The organism is Candidatus Poriferisocius sp., assembly GCF_965219815.1.
Lineage (GTDB): Bacteria > Actinomycetota > Acidimicrobiia > Acidimicrobiales > Bin134 > Poriferisocius.
Genome location: NZ_OZ244791.1, coordinates 2,399,093 through 2,417,555 on the forward strand (window position 1 = coordinate 2,399,093; position 18,463 = coordinate 2,417,555).

17 protein-coding genes are annotated in these 18,463 nt (G+C 66.8%); 9 read left to right on the forward strand and 8 right to left on the reverse strand.

The window, feature by feature from the left end; genetic code table 11:
* Both ACOQPI_RS11530 and ACOQPI_RS11535 read right to left on the reverse strand, forming a co-directional pair.
* Nucleotides 1-1,200, reverse strand: coding sequence for an acyl-CoA dehydrogenase family protein (locus ACOQPI_RS11530; protein WP_420619775.1), 1,200 nt, complete (start codon nt 1,198-1,200; stop codon nt 1-3).
* Nucleotides 1,197-2,018, reverse strand: a complete 822-nt coding sequence (locus ACOQPI_RS11535) for a sugar phosphate isomerase/epimerase family protein (protein WP_420619776.1) — start codon at nt 2,016-2,018, stop codon at nt 1,197-1,199. The genes ACOQPI_RS11530 and ACOQPI_RS11535 overlap by 4 nt, the downstream gene beginning before the upstream one ends.
* Before the next feature lie 52 nt (nt 2,019-2,070).
* Here ACOQPI_RS11535 and ACOQPI_RS11540 point away from each other — a divergent pair, with 52 nt between their 5' ends.
* Nucleotides 2,071-3,261, forward strand: coding sequence for a cytochrome P450 (locus ACOQPI_RS11540; RefSeq protein ID WP_420619777.1), 1,191 nt, complete (start codon nt 2,071-2,073; stop codon nt 3,259-3,261).
* Here ACOQPI_RS11540 and ACOQPI_RS11545 read toward each other — a convergent pair.
* Nucleotides 3,254-4,315 carry an LLM class F420-dependent oxidoreductase gene (locus tag ACOQPI_RS11545; protein WP_420619778.1) on the reverse strand — a complete coding sequence of 354 codons (1,062 nt, stop codon included), beginning with the start codon at nt 4,313-4,315 and terminating at the stop codon, nt 3,254-3,256. The genes ACOQPI_RS11540 and ACOQPI_RS11545 overlap by 8 nt on opposite strands.
* Nucleotides 4,316-4,377: 62 nt before the next feature.
* Between ACOQPI_RS11545 and ACOQPI_RS11550 the strand changes: the two genes are divergently transcribed.
* Nucleotides 4,378-5,589 (forward strand): aspartate aminotransferase family protein, encoded by a 1,212-nt coding sequence (locus ACOQPI_RS11550; RefSeq protein WP_420619779.1) that lies wholly within the window; start codon nt 4,378-4,380, stop codon nt 5,587-5,589.
* Between the two features lie 10 nt (nt 5,590-5,599).
* Here ACOQPI_RS11550 and ACOQPI_RS11555 read toward each other — a convergent pair whose 3' ends face one another.
* The 5 genes from ACOQPI_RS11555 to ACOQPI_RS11575 form a co-directional block, all read right to left on the reverse strand.
* On the reverse strand, nt 5,600-6,376 hold the full coding sequence (locus tag ACOQPI_RS11555; protein ID WP_420619780.1) for an SDR family oxidoreductase: 777 nt from the start codon (nt 6,374-6,376) through the stop codon (nt 5,600-5,602).
* Between the two features lie 53 nt (nt 6,377-6,429).
* Entirely contained in the window at nt 6,430-7,227 is a 798-nt protein-coding gene (locus ACOQPI_RS11560; protein WP_420619781.1) for an SDR family NAD(P)-dependent oxidoreductase, read from the reverse strand.
* A gap of 41 nt (nt 7,228-7,268) precedes the next feature.
* Nucleotides 7,269-8,354, reverse strand: a complete 1,086-nt coding sequence (locus ACOQPI_RS11565; protein WP_420619782.1) for a Zn-dependent alcohol dehydrogenase — start codon at nt 8,352-8,354, stop codon at nt 7,269-7,271.
* A gap of 41 nt (nt 8,355-8,395) precedes the next feature.
* On the reverse strand, nt 8,396-9,601 hold the full coding sequence (locus ACOQPI_RS11570) for a DegT/DnrJ/EryC1/StrS family aminotransferase (RefSeq protein ID WP_420619783.1): 1,206 nt from the start codon (nt 9,599-9,601) through the stop codon (nt 8,396-8,398).
* 86 nt (nt 9,602-9,687) lie between these two features.
* Nucleotides 9,688-10,263 (reverse strand): M48 family metallopeptidase, encoded by a 576-nt coding sequence (locus ACOQPI_RS11575; RefSeq protein ID WP_420619784.1) that lies wholly within the window; start codon nt 10,261-10,263, stop codon nt 9,688-9,690.
* Nucleotides 10,264-10,359: 96 nt separating this feature from the next.
* On the opposite strand from ACOQPI_RS11575, the gene ACOQPI_RS11580 reads away from it, so the two are divergent.
* From ACOQPI_RS11580 to ACOQPI_RS11610, 7 genes are all read left to right on the forward strand, one after another.
* Nucleotides 10,360-11,472, forward strand: coding sequence for a DUF1214 domain-containing protein (locus tag ACOQPI_RS11580; RefSeq protein WP_420619785.1), 1,113 nt, complete (start codon nt 10,360-10,362; stop codon nt 11,470-11,472).
* A gap of 141 nt (nt 11,473-11,613) precedes the next feature.
* On the forward strand, nt 11,614-11,949 hold the full coding sequence (locus ACOQPI_RS11585; protein WP_420619786.1) for a hypothetical protein: 336 nt from the start codon (nt 11,614-11,616) through the stop codon (nt 11,947-11,949).
* 2 nt (nt 11,950-11,951) lie between these two features.
* Nucleotides 11,952-13,898 (forward strand): acetoacetate--CoA ligase, encoded by a 1,947-nt coding sequence (locus ACOQPI_RS11590; protein ID WP_420619787.1) that lies wholly within the window; start codon nt 11,952-11,954, stop codon nt 13,896-13,898.
* Nucleotides 13,895-14,761 (forward strand): HpcH/HpaI aldolase/citrate lyase family protein, encoded by an 867-nt coding sequence (locus ACOQPI_RS11595; RefSeq protein WP_420619788.1) that lies wholly within the window; start codon nt 13,895-13,897, stop codon nt 14,759-14,761. Before ACOQPI_RS11590 ends, ACOQPI_RS11595 begins: the two co-directional genes overlap by 4 nt.
* A 70-nt stretch (nt 14,762-14,831) precedes the next feature.
* Nucleotides 14,832-15,296, forward strand: a complete 465-nt coding sequence (locus ACOQPI_RS11600) for a pyridoxamine 5'-phosphate oxidase family protein (RefSeq protein WP_420619789.1) — start codon at nt 14,832-14,834, stop codon at nt 15,294-15,296.
* A 77-nt stretch (nt 15,297-15,373) separates the two neighbouring features.
* Nucleotides 15,374-17,725 (forward strand): transglycosylase domain-containing protein, encoded by a 2,352-nt coding sequence (locus ACOQPI_RS11605; RefSeq protein WP_420619790.1) that lies wholly within the window; start codon nt 15,374-15,376, stop codon nt 17,723-17,725.
* 15 nt (nt 17,726-17,740) lie between these two features.
* Complete coding sequence (locus ACOQPI_RS11610; protein ID WP_420619791.1) at nt 17,741-18,463, forward strand: zinc ribbon domain-containing protein; 723 nt, start codon at nt 17,741-17,743, stop codon at nt 18,461-18,463.

Consider the following 18,463-nt stretch of genomic DNA (forward strand, 5'->3'; position numbering starts at 1 on the left):
CTAGTTGCGGGGGACCTCGTTCCAGGGGATGGCTTTGTCCACCCGGGGTTCGCCAGGGAGGCCGAGGATTTGCTCGCCCAGAATGTTGCGCATGATCTCGGTGGTGCCGCCCTCGATGGAGTTGGCCCGGGACCTCAGAAAGGCGTGGCCCAAGCCGTTCTCGGCACCGGTTTCGGACACCACATCAGGACGGCGGAAGGTGTAGTCGAAGTCCACTGAGCCGGCCGGGCCCTGAAGGTTCACGCACTCCTCGAAGATGGACTTGTTCAGCTCGGCGTGGATGGCCTTGGCCACCGAGCCCTCGGGACCAGGGTTGCCGGCCCGGCGGTTCTGCGAGGCCCGCATGTTGGTGAGCCGCAGCGTCTCCGCTTGGCTCCACAGCTTCATCACCCGGTCCAAACGGGCCGATGTGCGCTGCTCGTCGGGCAACTCGGCCCACACCTGCACCAGCTCGGCGATGCTGCCTGAGCCCCGCTTGGGGGAACCGCCACCCCCGATCACGGTGCGCTCGTTCATCAACGTGGTGAGCGCCACCCCCCAGCCTTCGCCTTCGTCGCCGATCCGGTCGGCGTCGGGCACCTGCACGCCGGTGAGGTAGACCTCGTTGAACTCGGCCTCGCCGGTGATCTGGCGCAGGGGACGCACCTCCACTCCCTCTGCGTGCATGTCCAACGCGAAGTAGGTCATGCCCTTGTGCTTGGGGGATTCGGGGTTGCTGCGGGCCACCAGCATGCCCCGGTCGGCCAGGTGGGCGAGGGTGTTCCACACTTTCTGGCCGTCCAGGGTCCACACCTCGCCGTCGCGCACCGCCCTGGTGGCCAGGCCGGCGAAATCGCTGCCCGCTCCCGGCTCGGAGAACAGCTGGCACCAGCGCTCCTCGCCAGTGAACATGGGCCGCAGGAAACGGCGCTTCTGCTCGTCGGTGCCGTGGGTCACAATGGTGGGACCGGCCAGGGTGAAGAAGAAGATGCCGGGATCGGCAGAACCGGTGCCGGCGTTGCGCAGGCGGGTCTCGATGTGGCGCTGGAAGCGGGGCGCCAAGCCGAGGCCGCCGAATCCCACCGGGAAGTGGACCCAGGCCAGCCCGGCGTCGTACTGGTAGCCGCGGAACTCTTCCACCGACATGGTGGTCGGGTCGTGCTCGGCCAGCAGCGCGTCGATGGCGTCGTCGACTTCTTGGGGGATTCCGTCAGTGCTCACAAGGCCAATCTAGCTTTCAAATTCTCGAAGCAGGCCATCGACCGACGGGCCGCCTCAGCCGGGTCGATGCCGTCGAGCGATTGGTAGAAGACCTCGATGGCGAGCGGGGCGTCCACCCCCCGCTCGGCGAACTCAGCCAGCATCCCGGCGATGTCTCCGTGGCCCTCGCCGGGCATCAAGCGGCGGTGAATGCACTCGTAGTTGAGCTCTTCGCCCGTCGGGTTTCCCTCGGGCTCAGGTCCGGTGTCGCCTACTTGGATTTCCTTGATCATGGCCGGGTCGATGGCCGGGTCCAGCCGCCCGCGCTCCGGTCCCCGCCACAGGTGCCAGGTGTCCAGCAGCAGCCCCGCGTTGGGCCGGTCGGCCCGCTCGACAATCTCGGCGGCCACCCGGTGGTCGTTCAGCGGCGACCAGGCGAATGGCTCGATCAGGGCCAAGATGCCGTGCTCACCGGCCTGATCGGCGACTTCGGCCAGTGTCGCGGCGGCCTGATCCAGGTGCTCGCTCGGCTGCCAATCGGAATGCTCGAGCACCGTGATCGACCGGGCACCCAATGCCACGGCCGCAGCCACCGCATCCTCGGCACCCTCTGGGGACCGCATGGTCATCACCACCCCGTCGTACTCGGCCACCCGCAGATCGAGGTCATCCAACAGTTCTCGCAGCGCACCGTCGTCCCATCCCCGCTCGTGCAGCTTTCGGTGCTCCCACCCATAGATCGACAGCCGGGCGAATCCGGCGTCCGATGCAATCCGAGCCTTTTCCTCCCACGGGATCCGGCCCAGCGTGCCGGTACACAGATACGGCGGATGGTTCACGGGCCGAGACTAGGCGCGGCATGGCCGACAAGAGCCCAACTACCGTGCACCCATGGAATTCGACGCCCGCGACCCGTCTCATGAAGTCGACGGAGTCCCCTTTCACACGCTGGCCCGTATTCGCACCGAGCAGCCCATCTGCCCCTCGCCCAAAGGGGGCTGGTACCTCTCGACCCGCCGCCACATCGACACCGCCCTCAAAGAGGTTGAGACATTCGTGGCCGATCTGGCTCCCATGGCCGGGCTGTCGGGGACCGAGGTGGTGCCGGCCGAGGAGCTGTTTCTGAGCGAGATACCCGAGCCCCGCCACGGCCGCATCCGACGGCTGTACAACTCCAACTTCGCCCCCCACCGGCTGCGCAACACCGAGGAGTTCGTCACCCGAACCTGCCACCGGCTGCTCGACCCGATGCTGGCCTCTGGAGAGGGCGACCTGCACGCGGGATATGCCATGCCCATCCCCAGCGCCACGCTGGCCGACTTGATGGGCTTGCCTCCCGAGGCCGGTGACAAGTTCATGGGCTGGTCGTTCGACGGGACGCTCATGCAGCGCCCGGGCACACCGGGAATCAAGCCGTCGGGGCCGCCCATCCTCGACTATTTCCGCGAAGCGCTGGCCGAGCGCCGGTCGTCAGCCGCCGCCGGGGAGGAGCGGCCCCACGACGTGATCATCGGGCTGATGAACGCCGAGGTCGACGGGGTGCCGCTCAGCGACACCGAGATCGTCACCCAGCTCCAGTTCATGGTGATGGCCGGGGTCCACACCACTCGGGCACTGCTGATACACCTGGCCCACCGGCTGCTGCGGGACCGGGAGCTGTTCGAGCAGGTGTCGGCCGATCGGGATCTGGTGGCTCCACTGGTGGAGGAGTCGCTGCGCCACGATGCCCCGGTGCAGGCCACCACCCGCCGCTGCACCCATGACGTCGCGCTCGACGGGGTGGAGATGAGCGCGGGCGAATGGGTGGAGGTGGGCATCGGCTCGGCCAACCGGGACGAGACGGTCTATGACGATCCCGACGTGTTCCGCTTGGACCGCGACGACCCCCGCGATCATTTGGGATTCGGCGGTGGTCCCCACATCTGTCCCGGTGCCACCCTGGCCCGCATCGAGGCATCGTGCGCGGTCAATGTGCTCTGCGACCGGGTGGCGGAGATGTCAGTGATAGCGGGGGCGACCTATCCGCCGCTGCCTGGCGGCATGTCGCATTTGCCTATCCCGGCCAAGCTGACGGCTAAGTAGTCCGAGGCTTCGCCTCCGCGATTTCGGCGATGTAGGCCAGCTCCTCGTCGGTGTCGGCTCGGATGGTTAGGCCGGTGGCCTTGGTGTCGCACCAGCGGGAAAAGCGCTCCTTGATGCGCTGGCGGGAGCCGATCAGCGCGCCGTCGTCGATGTACTCGTCGGGCACTGCGGCCACCGCCTCGTCCCGGCGCCCGGCCATGAACAGCTCCTGGATGCGCTCGGCGGCCTCGCCGAAACCCCGCCGCACCATGGCGTCGCGGTGGAAGTTGTATTCCCGAGTGCCGTATCCCCCCACCAGAAAGGCGAACTGGGGCTTGGCCTGGTCGATGGCGCCCTGCACGTCGTCGGTTATAGACACCCGGGCCCCGGCTTGGATCTCGATGTCGTCCCAGCTGCGCCCGGCCCGGTCGAGTCCCTTCTGGATGGCCTCGGTGTAGAGGTGGGCGCTGCCCGGCGTGTAGCCCAGCGGCAGCCACCCGTCGGCCAGCTCGGCCATCAGCGCGGTGTTGGCCGGCCCGCCGGTGGCCAGGAACACCGGGATGTCGGGGTTCATGTGCAGGATCGACTTGAGCGGCTTGCCCACACCCAGGGCACCCTCGCCGGTAAAGGGCAGGCTGATCTGCGCTCCGTCGTGGGACAACGTGCCCTCTCGGGCGAACACCTTTTTGATGATCGACACGTAATCGCGCAGCAACGCATTGGGCTTGCCCCACGGCTGGCCGTACCACCCCTCCACGATCTGGGGGCCCGACAGGCCCAACCCGCAGATGGCCCGCCCCGGCCCGGCCAGCGCCTCCAGGGTGCCGAATTGCATGGCGGCGGTCACCGCCGGGCGGGCGGCCACCTGGCACACCGCGGTGCCGAGGCGGATGTGGCGAGTGTGGGCCGCGATCCAGGCCAGAGGGGTGATGGCGTCCACGCCGTAGATCTCTGCCGACCACACCGAGTCGTAGCCCAGTCGCTCGGCCAGTTGCACCCTGGCCAGCTGCTCTTGGGCCAGCGAGGTATTCAGCCTGGCCTGGTTCCAAATGTCCACCCCGATACCCAGCTTCATATGCCCGCACTATCCCACTCCCGGTGGCCGGTAAGTGAATTGGCGGTGGGTAGAATTCGGCGGTGCCTACCAAGTTCTTGCATGGATTCGCTCCACCAGCGGCCGACGACTTCATCACCATCGTGCGGGCTGAGGGCTGCACGCTTTGGGATGACCAGGGAAAGCGGTATCTGGATGCCCTGGCCAGCCTGTGGTACTGCCAAGTGGGCCACGGCCGGGCCGAGATAATCGACGCGGTGGCCGACCAGATGCGGCTGCTGGACGCCTATCAGACGTTCGCCCCGTTCACCAACGAACCCGCTGAAGAGCTGGCCTCGATGGTGGTCGAGCGGTCACCGCATCCCGATGGACGGGTGTTCTTCTGCGGCTCGGGGTCGGAGGCGGTGGACTCCGCGCTGAAGATCGCCCGAGCGGTACACCAGCTCCAGGGCGATACCGACCGCCAAGTGATCATCCGGCGCACCGACGCCTACCACGGCACCAACTTCGGGGGTACCACGGCCCAAGGCATCGCCGGCAATCGGGAGGGGTGGGGTGATCTGGTGCCCCACTTCATCGAGGTGCCCCGCGACGACATCGAGGCGGTGAGCACCACGATGGCCGCCAACGAGGGCCGGGTGGCCGCCGTCATCACCGAGCCGGTGCAGGGGGCGGGAGGCGTATATCCGCCGTCCGACGGCTACTTGGAGGGACTGCGGCGGCTGTGCGACCAGCACGGCGCCCTGCTGATCCTCGACGAGGTGATCTGCGGGTTCGGCCGCACCGGTTCGTGGTTCGGGGCCCAGCACTACGGCGTGATGCCCGACCTGATGACGTTCGCCAAAGGCGTAACCTCCGGCTATCAGCCGGTGGGCGGTGTCATCGTCAGCCGAGCGGTGTGCGACGTGCTGGAGCAGCCCGGATATACCCTGCGCACCGGCTACACCTACGCCGGCCACCCCACCGGTATGGCCGCCGGGGTGGCCAACCTGGCCCTGATGGAGAAAGAGCAGCTCGTGCAGCGGGTGCCGCACTTGGCCGCAAAGCTCACCGAAGGTCTTGCCGCCCTTCAGGCCGACGGGATCATCCAGAGCTACCGGGGGACCGGAGCGGTGTACGCCGCTGAGCTGGGCTACGACGCCGCGGCCGCCCGGATGCGGTTGCTGGAGGCCGGGGTTGTGCTGCGGCCGGTGGGCACTGGGCTGGCCATCTGCCCGCCCCTGGTGATCACCGACCACGAGATCGGCATCCTCTTCGACACCATGGCCGACGTGCTGGCCAAAGAGCAGGCCTAGGCGGGCTGGCTCAACCGATCACCTGACCGGCGTCCACCCTGATCTCCTGGCCGGTCACCCCTCGGCCCCGCTCGGAGGCTAGAAACAGCACGGCCTCAGCGATGTCTTCGGGGTCGACGTGGCGGTTGAGGGCCGCGGCTCGGGCCGCCCGGTCGGAAACCTGTTGGGCGGTCTTGCCGGTTTGCTCGGCGATGTTGCCCCACAGTCGGTCGAGGTTGTCGCCGGTGATGTAGCCCGGAGTGACGATGTTCACCCGGATGTTGTGGGGCCCGAGCTCCCGAGCCATCACCATAGATGCGGTGTGCATGGCCGATTTGGTGGAGGTGTAGATGGCCATCTTCTCGGGCACCGAGTGGGTGCTGAGAGTGCTGATCTGCACGATCGAACCGCCGCCCGTCGCCTTCATGTGCTCGGCGGCGCGACGGCTCACCTCTAAGGTTCCGAGCACATTGATCTCGAAGGAATGCCGGTATTCGTCCCAGTCGATGTCGGCCACGGCAGAGCGGGCACCACCGGCGGTGGCCACGTTCACCACCGCATCCACCCGGCCCAACTCCTCGGCCGCGGTGTCGGCCAGCGCCGCGGCCGATGCGAGGTCGGAAATGTCAGTGGGCACCGCGATCACCCGCCGCCCGGTGGCGTCGGCAATCTCAGCGGCCAGCGCCTGAAGTGGTTCCACACGGCGGGCCGCAAGAGCGATGTCGGCCCCGTCGGCAGCCATAGCCAGCGCACTAGCCCGACCCACCCCCGGCCCCGCCCCGGTGACAATGGCCACCTTGCCGGCCATCGACCTGTCTTTGTTCACAACGGTCCTTCGGTCCGACGCCTGCGGTGTCGGCGCTATTCAGTTTCCGGCATGTCGGGGGCCCAGTTTGCGCCGTTTATGTGGCTGCCGCCGTCCACGTACAGCGTGTTGCCGGTGACGTATTGGGCATCCTCCGACGACAAGAACAAGGCCACCGGGGCGATGTCGCCCTCGGGGTCGCCCATGCGGCCCATGGGGTTGGCCGCCTCGGCGTTGCGGATGAGATCGGGCATCATCTGCTCCACCCGGCGGGCCGACGCGGTCTTGGCGCCCGGGCAGATCACGTTCACCACGATGCCGTACGGGGCCCACTCTCGAGCAGCGGTGCGGCTCAATGTCCGCAGCGCCTCTTTGGCGCAGTTGTACTCCAGCGTGCCCATGTGGGCATTCACCCCGTTGAGCGAGCACAGGTTCACGATCCGGCCGTACTGCTGATCCCGCATGACCCGGAAGGCGGCCTGCATGGCCCACAGCGGGCCGTACAGCCCCACGTGCATGGCGTCGTTCATGAGCTGGTCGGTCTTGACCTCCACCCGGCACAGCTCCCCTCCGCCCCAGGCGTTGTTGATGAGCACGTCCAGACGGCCCCACCGGTCGACCGCAGCGTCCACCATGGCCAGCACCTCGTCCTTGTCGGCCACGTCCACCCGCATCGGACGGGCGTCGGCGCCGAACTCGTCGCGCAGTTCACCGGCCACCCGCTCGGCAGCGTCGTTGTCGATGTCGGTGACCAGCAGCTTGGCCCCCTCGGCCGCGAACCGCCGGCAGATCCCGTGGCCGATGCCGTCGCCTCCGCCGGTGACCACCGCCACCCGGTCGTCCAGTTGTCCCATTGTGGTGCTCCTTTTCGATGTTGCAGCAGGGGAGGGGTTGCTCAGAAGGCGATAACCGAGCGCAGGGTTTCGCCCGCCTTCATAGCGGCGTAGCCGTCGTTCACCTCAGTGATGTCGATGGTGGCCGACACCATCTCGTCGAGCTTGAGCCGCCCGTCGAGGTAAAGGTCGATGAACTTGGGCATATCCAGGCGGAAGCGGTTGCCACCCATCAGCGACCCCTGGAGCTTCTTCTCACTCAAGATGATCTCGCCGCCGGGGATGGTCACCTTGCTGGTCATGGGCAGCATGCCGATCACTGTGGCCGTGCCCCCGATGCCGATCATGGCCCAGGCTTGCTCGGCGGTGGCGCTCAGGCCGATGGCCTCGAAGGAGTAGTCGGCCCCGCCTCCGGTGATCTCGTGGACCGCGGCCACCGGGTCGACCTCAGAGGCGTTCACCGTGTGGGTGGCGCCCAGAGTGCGGGCCATTTCCAGTTTGGAGGCCACCAGATCGACCGCGATTATCGGCGTGGTCCCCACGATGCGGGCGCCCTGCACGGCCGACAGTCCGATGCCTCCGCAGCCGATCACCACCACGCTCGATCCGGCGGGCACCGCCGCGGTGCGCATCACCGCGCCCAGCCCGGTGGTGACCCCGCAGCCGATGAGCGCAGCCCGGTCGAGGGGCATGTCGTCGCGGATCTTCACCACCGCCCGCTCGTGGACCAGTAGTTCCTCGGCGAATGAGCCCAGCCCGGCGAAGGCGGTGCAGCCCCGGCCGTCTTCGAAGCGCAGCGACGGGGTGGGGCGGCCTGAGCGCATGGTGTCGGCGTCGAGACACAGGTAGGGCTTGCCCTGAAGGCAAGTGCGGCACACCCCGCACCACATCGACACGCAAGTGATCACGTGGTCGCCGGGCTTCACGTAGGTCACATCCTCGCCCACCGCGGCCACCACGCCGGCCGACTCGTGGCCCATCACCATCGAGTCCATGACCGGCCAGTGCCCGTCCATGAAGTGCAGGTCGGAGTGGCACAGCCCGGCGTGGGTGGTGCTGATGAGCACCTCGTTGGCGTTGGGCTTGTCGACGGTCAGGTTCTCGACGACGAGTTCGCCAGGACTGGTGTGCAAAACGGCGCCGCGCATGGGGTTCTCCTTTAATTCTGGGGATTAGGGAATATTGGGAATTAGGTGGTGGTCAGGAAAGTTTCTATCAGGCTGATCACGTAGCCGATGTCTTCGTCGTCTAGGGAGTGGTTCATGGGAAGTACCACACCCCGTTCCATGATGGCGTCGGCATGGGGGAGTCCGGCTTCGGGTTGGCGGAAGTCCACCCCGGCCATGAACGGCTGGCGGGTGGCGTTGCCGGTCCACACGGTGCGGGTGTCCACCCCGTTGCCGTCGAGATGGGCTTGCAGGTCGGCGCGCACGAAGCCGGCGTCGGGGGAGATGGTGAGCGGGTAGCACAGCCAGGCGGTGTCCAGCCCCTCGGTCTGGCGAGGGAGGCGGAAGCGGTCGGAATGGTTTGAGAAGAAGTCGGTGTAGAGGTCGAAGCTTCGAGTGCGCCGGGCGAAGTTCTGGGGAACCTTGTGGAGCTGCTGGCGACCGAATGCCGCCCCGATCTCGGAGGGCTCGAAGTTCCAGGCCAGCTCGTCGAAGATGAACTGGTTGTCGTAGTGGATGCCGTCGAGTTCCTCCCAGAAGTTCCGGTCCCGGCGCTTGGATCCGTAGAAGTGCAGCTCGGAGCGGCGCCCCCAACGGCGCAGCAGCAGACCCCGGTCTCGCAGGTCCTCGTCGTCGAGCAGCACCATCCCGCCGTTGCCCGCGCAGGTGATGATGTGCGACGACGCGAAGCTGGTGACGGTCAGATCGCTGCGGGTGCCGGTGGGCGTGCCTCGCAGCACCGGTCCCAGGGCGTCGCAGCTGTCCTCGATCACGAACAGCCCGTGGCGGTTTGCGATGGCCCGGATGGCATCCCAGTCGGGGGCGTTGCCGATGAGGTTGGGGGCCAAGATGGCCCGGGTGTCGGGGCTGATGAGGCTATCGATGGAATCGACGTCGATCTGGTAGGTGTCTGGGTCCACGTCGGCGAACACCGGCACCAGCCCGGCTCGCACCAGCGGAGCCACATCGGTGGAGAAGGTCACCGCGGCGGTGATCACCTCGCTGCCCGGGGGCAAGTCGGCCAGTTCCACCGCCAGATACAGAGCGGAAGACCCCGAATTGCACATGAGTCCGCGCCGCTTGCCGAACCGCTCGGCCACCGCCCACTCGAAGGCGGTAACGTTGCGCCCCGGCCACAGCGCCCCCGCCCCTCCCCGCAATACCTCAACCACCGCTTCGATCTCGGCCTCATCGTGCACGCTGGCCGCATAGAAGATCCGTTCGCCCATCAGCGCACAGTCTGCCTCACTCTCGAACACGGGCCGCGATCAGAGGGCCAGGTCAAGGCCCGCTGCGATTCAGCCCTTTGGCGGCGTCAGACGGTGTGGCAGGGGTCGGAGTGACCGGCGGACATGGCCTCGAGGAAGCCGGAGGCCCGTTCTTGGCGGGGGTAGCGGTTGGCCAGCTCCCAGAAGGCGGGACTGTGGTTGGGCACGGAGAGGTGGGCCAGCTCGTGGACGATGACCGCGTCGAGCACCCAGCCCGGCACTCGGGCCAGGCGGGTGGATATGCGGATGGTGCCCCGGGCCGAGGTGCATGACGCCCAGCGGTCGTTCTGCTCGGCCCAGGTGACCGACTCCGGATGAGGCAGGCCGTAGCGGGAGGCCAGCTTGACGGCTCGCTCGGCCAAATTCACACCGCCGGCCTCGGCCGCCCGCTTGCGCTCAAGGCGGGACACCAGGCTGGCCACCATCTCGGCCTCGGCATCGGGGGTCATTCCGGCGGGAACCCGCACTTCAATGCAGTCGGGCAGGATCTTGGCCGCGGCCGTCTTTCGACGCCTTGGACTGCGGATAACGCGGATCGGCAGCGGCGGCAGTGCCTCAGGAACTGCTTCGACGGCAGTGCCCGCCGCAGTGTCGATCACTGTGTCCACGAGGGCCGAATTCACGTTTCGACCATATCCACGAGGAGTGACGGTTTGGTGGATGGTGGCGAGTCCAAGCCGCTGCGGTATCGTCCGCCCAAAACCAAGGGGGAGATTGAAATGGCTGATCAGACCAAGTCCCAGGTCGCGTGGGCGGAGATGGTTGATGCGTTGGGCGAGGTGAGCAAACGCTTCTGCGGCGAGGAGTGGGGAGTGTCCGGTGAGCAGGCCATTGCCGACAGCCACCGACTGGTGATGCACATCCTCCAGTCGGCCCTGTTCTCCCATGCCGAGTTCGATCCCGAGCGCCCGGTGTGGCGCCGGATCGTGTCGCCCACCCGCAAGTTCACCGGTGACAACGCCGACGCGGTGTACTTCGAAGCCCCGGTGCGCGGCGATCTCGCCTATCGGGTCACCGGCAACTTGGCCGGAGCGGTCTACACGTCGTTCACGGTCGAGCTGGGCTCGTCTGAAGGCCGCTATGCCACCGGCACCGGCGGGGTGCTCAACGACGACGACATCGACGTGGATGCCGATGGCAACTACGAGGTGTTCCTCGGCGGCGAGCCCCAGGACCGGAACTGGCTAGACCTGCCTCCCGAAGCGGGCCGTATCACCACCCGGCACTACTTCGAGGTCCCCAAACCCGCGGCAGCCGACGAGTCTCTTCACATTCCCCTGACCATCGAGTGTCTGTCGCCGGTGGGGCCAGCCACGCTTTGGAACGACGAGACCGTGGCCGCGGCTATCGGCCGGGTCAGCAACCACGTACTGGGCAAGACCATCCAGCAGCCCATCCCCGGCACCTATCCCATGCCGGAGTGGGTCAGCCGAGAGCCCAACGTGCTGCCCGATCCGCAGCCGCCCGGCACGATGGGCTTCGCCGCCTTCGACGCCTACTACACCATGGGGCGCTATGTGCTCGGCCCCGACGAGGCGCTGGTGATGACCGGGCGGTGGCCAGAGTGCAAATTCGGCAATGTGTGCCTGTGGACTGCCGCGGGGCAGACCTACGACTACGGCAACCGCATCACCAGCCGCAACCGGGCCAACACCACCCTGGAGGCCGACGGAACATTCAAGATGGTGATCGCTCACGAAGACCCCGGCGTGTACAACTGGCTGGACACCGAGGGCCGCCCCACCGGCAGCATCTTCTGGCGGTTCTTCCTGCCCACCGCAGGCGTGGAGCGCATCGAGCCCGAGCTGGTCAAATTGGCTGATTTGGGCTAGCAGCAGCAGTCAACTCGGCACCGGCATCCTGGGGAGATGGTCAAGCTGTCCGACCTGCGGTAGGTCTCACCGACCGCAGCATTTGCAGCGCCCTTAGCCGGGGTGCGCGGAATCGGCGGGCTGGCAGGCGAGAATGTCGGGGTGCAAATGCAGGGTCAGACACCAGAGCTGCCCGATGGGCTGGACTGCGTCGATCCCGATCTGCTGGCAGACCTGCGGAACGGGGTCATCGACAAACTTCCCGAAAGCGCCCTCGACTGCTTGCCGCCCAATGTGCGCGACGACATTCCTCCTGGATTGATTGATTTCGCCACGGCCAACCCCGAATTGGCGCTGGCAGCAGTGATCGTGGCGGTGATGGCTTCGCTGGTGTTTCTTTACAAGCTGGCCAAGCGAGCCTTCTTCGTCGCCTTGATTGCGGGAGCGGTGGCGGCTGTGGCTTGGTGGTGGTGGCTGGCCGACCCCAATATCGTCTGACCATGGGCACCCGGCCGCTGTGGACACCTGACCGGGACCAGGCTGCCCACACCAATCTGGCCCGATTCAGTGCGGGTGCGGGTATCGACATCGTGGCTGATGGGGGATATGAACGGCTGCACCGGTGGTCGGTGCAAGATCCGGCCGCTTTCTGGGCAGCGGTGTGGGACTTCTGCGGCGTGGTGGCCTCAGAGCGGGGGAGTGCTCCGGTGGTGGAGGCCGAGCACCTGGCCGACGTGCGGTTCTTCGACGGTGCGCGGCTCAACTTCGCCGAGAATTTGCTGCACGGGAGCGACGACGAGGTCGCCATGGTGTTCGCCGACGAGTCCGGCGCCTACACCGAGACCTCACGGGGCCAGTTGCGAGCGCTGGTGTCCCGGCTGGCTGGCGCCATGCGGGCCCAGGGGGTGGGCCCCGGCGACCGGGTGGCGTGCTGGATGCCCAACGTGCCCGAGGCCTACGCGGTGATGCTGGCCGCGGCCTCGGTGGGGGCGGTGTTCTCATCCACGTCTCCCGACTTCGGCGCCGCCGGAGTGCTCGACCGCTTCAGCCAGATCGAGCCCGTGGTGCTGTTCGCGGTGGACGGCTACGTCTACGGCGGCCAAGAATTCGACTGCCGGGAACGGCTGGGAGAGATACAGGCCGGACTCCCCACCGTGGAGGTCACTGTGGTGCTGAGCCGCCTGCATTCAGAACAGAGCCCGCCTGAGGGCACGGTGGACTTCGACGCCTGGATCGAGTCCCATCCGCCGGGAGCAATCCAGTTCGAGCAGCTTCCCTTCGACTATCCGCTGTACGTGCTGTACTCCTCGGGCACCACCGGGCGGCCCAAGTGCATCGTCCACCGAGCGGGCGGGATCCTGCTCAAGCACCTGTGCGAGCTCCAGCTTCACTGCGATGTACGCCCCGGCGACCGAGTGTTCTACTTCACCACCACCGGCTGGATGATGTGGAACTGGCTGGCCTCGGCCCTGGCCTCGGGGGCCGCGGCGGTGGTTTGGGACGGAAACCCCGTACACCCCAGCCCGGACACCCTGTTCGACTTGGTCGACCGGGCCGGCGTCACCCTGTTCGGCACTTCGGCCCGGTACATCGACTCGCTGCGCAAAGCCAGGGCGGCACCCCGCCGCACCCACCGCCTGAGCACGCTGCGCACCATCTGCTCTACCGGCTCACCGCTGTCGCCCGCCGGCTTCGACTACGTGTACCGCGAGGTCAAAGCCGACGTTCACCTTGCTTCCATCTCGGGAGGCACCGACCTCTGCGGCTGCCTGGTGCTCGGCGATCCCACTGCCCCGGTGTGGACCGGCGAGATTCAGCGGCCTGCTCTAGGGCTGGACATTCAGGTTCTCGATGGCGACGGCTCGCGGCTCAAAACCGGGGAGTTCGGCGAACTGGTTTGCTCCTCGCCGTTCCCGTCGCAGCCCCTCCGGTTCTGGGGCGAGGGGGGCGATGAGCGGTACAGGGCCGCCTATTTCGACCGGTTTGAGGGCCGGTGGCACCAGGGCGATTACATCTGCGCCACCGAGCACGGCGGGTTCGTTATCTCCGGCCGTTCCGACGCCACGCTGAACCCCGGCGGGGTGCGAATCGGCACCGCCGAGATCTACCGCCTGGTGGATGCCATGGACGAGGTGGTCGAGAGCGTGGTGGTGGGCCAGCCGGTGAACGGTGACACTCGGGTGGTGTTGTTCGTGAAGCTGGCTGACGGCATCAGCCTCGACGAGGAATTGCGGACCGCCATCAGAGCGGTCATTCGGGCCGGGGCCTCTCCCCGGCATGTGCCCGCGGTGATCGGCGCGGTGGACGACATCCCCCGCACCCGCAGTGGCAAGACGGTGGAATTGGCGGTGCGCGACGCCATCTGCGGGCGGCCCATCGTCAACATCGAGGCCCTGGACAACCCGGAGGCTCTGGACCATTTCCGCAACCGACCGGAGCTGGCATGACCGAGAATCTCTCGATGGAAGACCTGCTGCCCCGGCTTCGCAGCCTGCTGTTCGCCCCGGCCAGCCGGCCCGACATGTGTGCCAAGCTCCCCCGCAGCGGCCCCGACGGGGTGGTCCTCGACTTGGAGGACGCGGTGGCCCCGGCCGCCAAGGCTGAAGCCCGGGGCCAAGCCCGCGCTGCGGCCGACGAGCTTCGCGGCCAGCACCCCGACTTGGCCATCTTCGTGAGGGTCAACCCGCCGGGTACCCAGTGGTTTGCTGCCGACGTGGCCGAGAGCCTTGCCGCGGAGTTCACCGGTGTGGTGGTGCCCAAACTGGAGAGCGCCGCTGAGGTTGATGGGGTACGAGATGCGCTGGCCGAGGCAGGCCGGGAGCACCTCAGGCTCATGGCCGGGATCGAGACCGCCGCGGGAGTGGCCCGGGTGGCCGATGTGCTGGAGCATCCCGGCGTTCAGATCGCCTATTTCGGGGCCGAGGACTACATCACCGACATGGGCGGTGTGCGCACCGACGACGGTCTCGAGGTGCTGTTCGCCCGCTCCCAGGTGGCGCTGGCCGCCCGCCTGGCCGGAGTGCCGGTGCTCGATCAGGTGGTGACCGCGTTCGGCGACGATGGGCGTTTTCTGGCCGACGCCGCGGTGGGGCGGTCCATTGGCTACAGCGGCAAGCTCTGCATCCATCCCGCCCAGGTGCCGCTGGCCAATCAGTGCTTCTCTCCATCACCCGAAGAGCGAGACAGAGCCCGGGCGCTATTGGCGGCGTGGGAGGAGGCCTTGGCCCGGGGCGAGGCGTCAGTGGCCTTCGAGGGCCAAATGGTGGATGAGCCGCTTGCCCGCCGGGCTCGAGCGCTGTTGGACGAATAGATCAGCCCCGCCGGGCCGCGCCCTGCTGGACGAATGACCGCCGCCCGAGGCGGTGTGGGAGGCTAAGCGCATGGCAAAGCGTCGTGACAAGATCCGCCTGGCTCCCGAAGAGCTCGAGGCCTTCATCGAGGAGCAGAAGAGCCTCCAAGTAGCCACCATCAACCAAGACGGGACACCCCATCTGAGCACCCTGTGGTTCGCGGTGGTAGACGGCGACATCGTGTTCGAGACCTACACCAAGTCGCAGAAGATCAAGAACCTTGAGCGGGACAACCGCATCGCCCTGCTGTTGGAGGACGGCCTTGAGTACGACAAGCTCCGCGGGGTGGCCATCAACGGGCAAGCCGAGCTGCACACCGACCCCGAGGTGGTCCACCGCTACGCCTTGGAGGTGATGGTCCGCAACAACCCCGACGTCGACCGGGAGATGCTGTCCAACGCAGCCGAACACATGGCATTGAAGCGCACCGCGGTGGTGATCAAGGCCGAGAAGACCATCAGCTGGGACCACACCAAGCTGGGCGGCAGCTACTGAGATCGCCTGTGCCCTTGCCACGTCGCCGGTAGTGCGCGCCCACTGTCGACCGCCGGGCCGGTAGCGTTGGGGGCCTGGTGAAGGACTTGCTGAGGTGGCTGTCCCACCTGTTCCGGTTGGCCGTGCTCATGCCCATGCTGGCGTTGGCCCTGGCCGCCACCTTGTTCGTGGTGTGGCCCCCGACCACTGATGTGCTGAGGTCCTGGGAGTCCACCCCGGTGGAAGTAAACCTGGCCGAAGACGTCAGCCTGGACGAACTGGCCATCCGCTCCTACGTCTACGACTCCAACCGCCAGCTCATCGACGTGTTCAGCTACGTGGAGAACCGGGTCTTGGTGGAGCTCGACGACATCTCCGAAGAGGTGAAGCACGCGGTGATCGCCATCGAGGACGAGAACTTCTACCTGCACACCGGCGTCGACCTAAGCGCGGTGTTCCGGGCCGGACTCGAGAACGTGGGGGCCGGGGGCATCACCCAGGGAGGCTCCACCATCACCCAGCAGCTCATCAAGAACCTGGTGGTGGGCAACAAGGTGGAGGCCGAGCGCAAGCTCCAGGAGATGGCCATGGCCAAGCGCCTTGAGCGGGAGATGGAAAAGGACGAGATCCTCAACCTGTACCTGAACACGGTGTACTTCGGCCAGGGCGCCTACGGCGTGCAGGCCGCGGCCGAGGTGTACTGGGGGTTGGATGCCTCCGATCTGGGATGGGGGGAGGCTGCACTTCTGGCTGCGCTCATCAGCAATCCCAGCAGCTACGACCCCATCAACAATCCTCTGCGGGCCCTTCGGCAGCGGCAGATCGTGCTGAACCGCCTGGCCGAGCTGGGCTACATCACCTCCGAACAAGCCGACTTGTACCACCTCCAGCCGCTTCCCAAGGAGGTCAATGAGATCGAGTTGCCTCCCAAGAGCTATTTCGTGGAAGAGGTGAAGCAGCAGCTACTGGACGACCCCCGGTATCTGGGCGGGAGTCCCGAAGACCGGTTCAATCTGGTGTTCAACGGCGGCCTCAGCATCTACACCACGTTCGATCCCGTTTCCCAGCGACAAGCCGAGGCCGCAGTGGCCACCACCCTGGCGGAGTACAACGAGGGCGACCACGGCGGTGTTGAAGCCACCATGGCCCTGGCTGCCCTCGAGCCCGACAGCGGGGCAGTGCGAGCCGTGGTGGGCGGACCGGGGTTCGCCCAAGACACCGAGGAGTTCAACCTGGCCACCCAGGGCACCCGACAGCCGGGGTCGGCGTTCAAGACGTTCGTCATGATGACCCTGTTCGAGCAGGGCTACCAGCCCAGCGACCGAATCAGCGGACGGGGTCCGTGCCAGATCCCCAACCCCGGAGGCGTTCCCGACCCCTATGTGGCCAACAACTTCGCCAGCTCGCCCGGGCAGGTGGACACCATCAACAACCAGATCAGGGTGTCCTCCAACTGCGCGTTCTTGCGGCTGGGCCGGGTGGCGGGCATTCAGCCGGTGGTCGACACCGCGACCAAGATGGGTATCACCACCGAGTTGGAAGCGGTGGCGTCGCTGCCGTTGGGCTCCGAAGAGGTCCATCCCATCGACATGGCGTCGGCTTACGGGGTGATCGGCACCGGTGGGATCCGCTACGAGCCCTATTTCATCGAGCAGATCGTCGACCGTCAGGGAAACGTGCTCTACCGCCATGAGCTGTCGGGCGAGCGGGTGGTGTCGCCGCGCTCGGCCTGCTGGGCCACCGACGTTCTGGAGAACAACATGGTCAACGGCACCGGACGGCGGGCTCAGCTGCCCTTGCAATCCTCGGCGGGCAAAACCGGTACCACCGAGGAGTCGGCCGATGCCTGGTTCGTCGGGTTCACTCCCCATCTGGCCACCGCGGTGTGGCTGGGGAACCCCAACGAGCGCATCCCCATGCGCAAGGTGACCGGCAGCTCCTATCCGGCAGTGGCGTGGGGCCGGTTCATGACCAGCTACCACGAGGGCCTTGAAGTGGTGGAATTTCCAGGTTGTCCCCGAGAGCCCCGCATCAGCGACCTGATCGAGTTGGAGGACGTGTTCACCGTGGGCGTCCCGTGCGCTACGCCGTTGGCGCCTGAGGACCCGGAGGTGATCGTGCCGATCATCGTGCCGGTGGACACCGACGGCGACGGCACCCACGACGCGTGTGTGGACCTGCTGGTAACCGAGGGAGTGGAGCCCTGCGGTTTCAGCGAGTTCGCGGTGGAGGGGGGAGAGCCCATTCCGCTGTACTGCGGGACCCCATTGCCGATCGAGGCGGAGTGCCCCGAAGGCCAGTTCCCCTTGGACTCCAACAACGACGGCATTGCCGACACTTGCGTGGGCCCCGGGCCCGCTCCGGGTTCTCCGGCCGATCCCAGCCTCGACTCTGAGGGAGATTTGCCGACCGATACCGGTCAGTTGGCTGAATCCGATGCTGGACTTTGACTCTAAGATCGAGCCGTGATCGAAGATCAATTCCAGCGCCTGCTGTCGGTGCAGGATCACGACACCCTGATCGATCAGCTTCGACATCGCTTCGACACGCTGCCCGAGAGGGCCTCGCTGGCCGCGGCCCAACAGGCTTGCCGCCAGATCCACAACCAGCGGGCCGCGAAGCAGGTCCAGCGCCTGGAGCTTCAGCGGGATCTCAAGCGCAACGAGGATGAGCTGGCCGCCTTGGAAGACCGGACAAAGAGGGAGTACGACCGCTTGTACTCCGGTGAGGTCTCCGGCACCCGGGAGCTCCTGACCCTCCAAGAGGAGGTGGACGGATTGCGAACCCGCTGCTCCGACATGGAGAGCGGTGCCTTGGAGCTGATGGAGGCGATTGAGGAGATCGACGCCGAGGTTGAAGCCCTGGAGTCGAGCCTCGCGGCTGCCGAGGCCGCGGTGGCCGACGCTGAAGGTCAACTAGAGGAGGCCGAGGCGGTCGTCCAGGCCGAGATCCACCAGGAGACCGCGGCCCGCTCTGTCGAAGCGGGAGAAATCCCAGAGGCCGCACTTACCAGCTACGAGGGTTTGCGGGCTCGTATGGGCGGCATCGCCGTGGCCCGGCTCCGCAACGGCACCTGCGAAGGCTGCCACCTGGCGCTGTCGGCCATGGAGCTCGACCGCATTCGCCACGCACCGGCTGATGAGGTGTGCCACTGCGAGGAGTGTGGTCGCATCCTGGTGCGGACCTGA

What these genes read in the sequence shown, in the direction of transcription:
- ACOQPI_RS11545 (WP_420619778.1), bottom strand. Translation starts at nt 4,315, where the DNA reads ATGAAGCTGGGTATCGGGGTGGACATTTGGAACCAGGCCAGGCTGAAT.
- ACOQPI_RS11555 (WP_420619780.1), bottom strand. Translation starts at nt 6,376, where the DNA reads ATGGCCGGCAAGGTGGCCATTGTCACCGGGGCGGGGCCGGGGGTGGGT.
- ACOQPI_RS11580 (WP_420619785.1), top strand. Translation starts at nt 10,360, where the DNA reads ATGGCTGATCAGACCAAGTCCCAGGTCGCGTGGGCGGAGATGGTTGAT.
- ACOQPI_RS11590 (WP_420619787.1), top strand. Translation starts at nt 11,952, where the DNA reads ATGGGCACCCGGCCGCTGTGGACACCTGACCGGGACCAGGCTGCCCAC.
- ACOQPI_RS11595 (WP_420619788.1), top strand. Translation starts at nt 13,895, where the DNA reads ATGACCGAGAATCTCTCGATGGAAGACCTGCTGCCCCGGCTTCGCAGC.
- ACOQPI_RS11600 (WP_420619789.1), top strand. Translation starts at nt 14,832, where the DNA reads ATGGCAAAGCGTCGTGACAAGATCCGCCTGGCTCCCGAAGAGCTCGAG.
- ACOQPI_RS11560 (WP_420619781.1), bottom strand. Translation starts at nt 7,227, where the DNA reads ATGGGACAACTGGACGACCGGGTGGCGGTGGTCACCGGCGGAGGCGAC.
- ACOQPI_RS11570 (WP_420619783.1), bottom strand. Translation starts at nt 9,601, where the DNA reads ATGGGCGAACGGATCTTCTATGCGGCCAGCGTGCACGATGAGGCCGAG.
- ACOQPI_RS11565 (WP_420619782.1), bottom strand. Translation starts at nt 8,354, where the DNA reads ATGCGCGGCGCCGTTTTGCACACCAGTCCTGGCGAACTCGTCGTCGAG.
- ACOQPI_RS11540 (WP_420619777.1), top strand. Translation starts at nt 2,071, where the DNA reads ATGGAATTCGACGCCCGCGACCCGTCTCATGAAGTCGACGGAGTCCCC.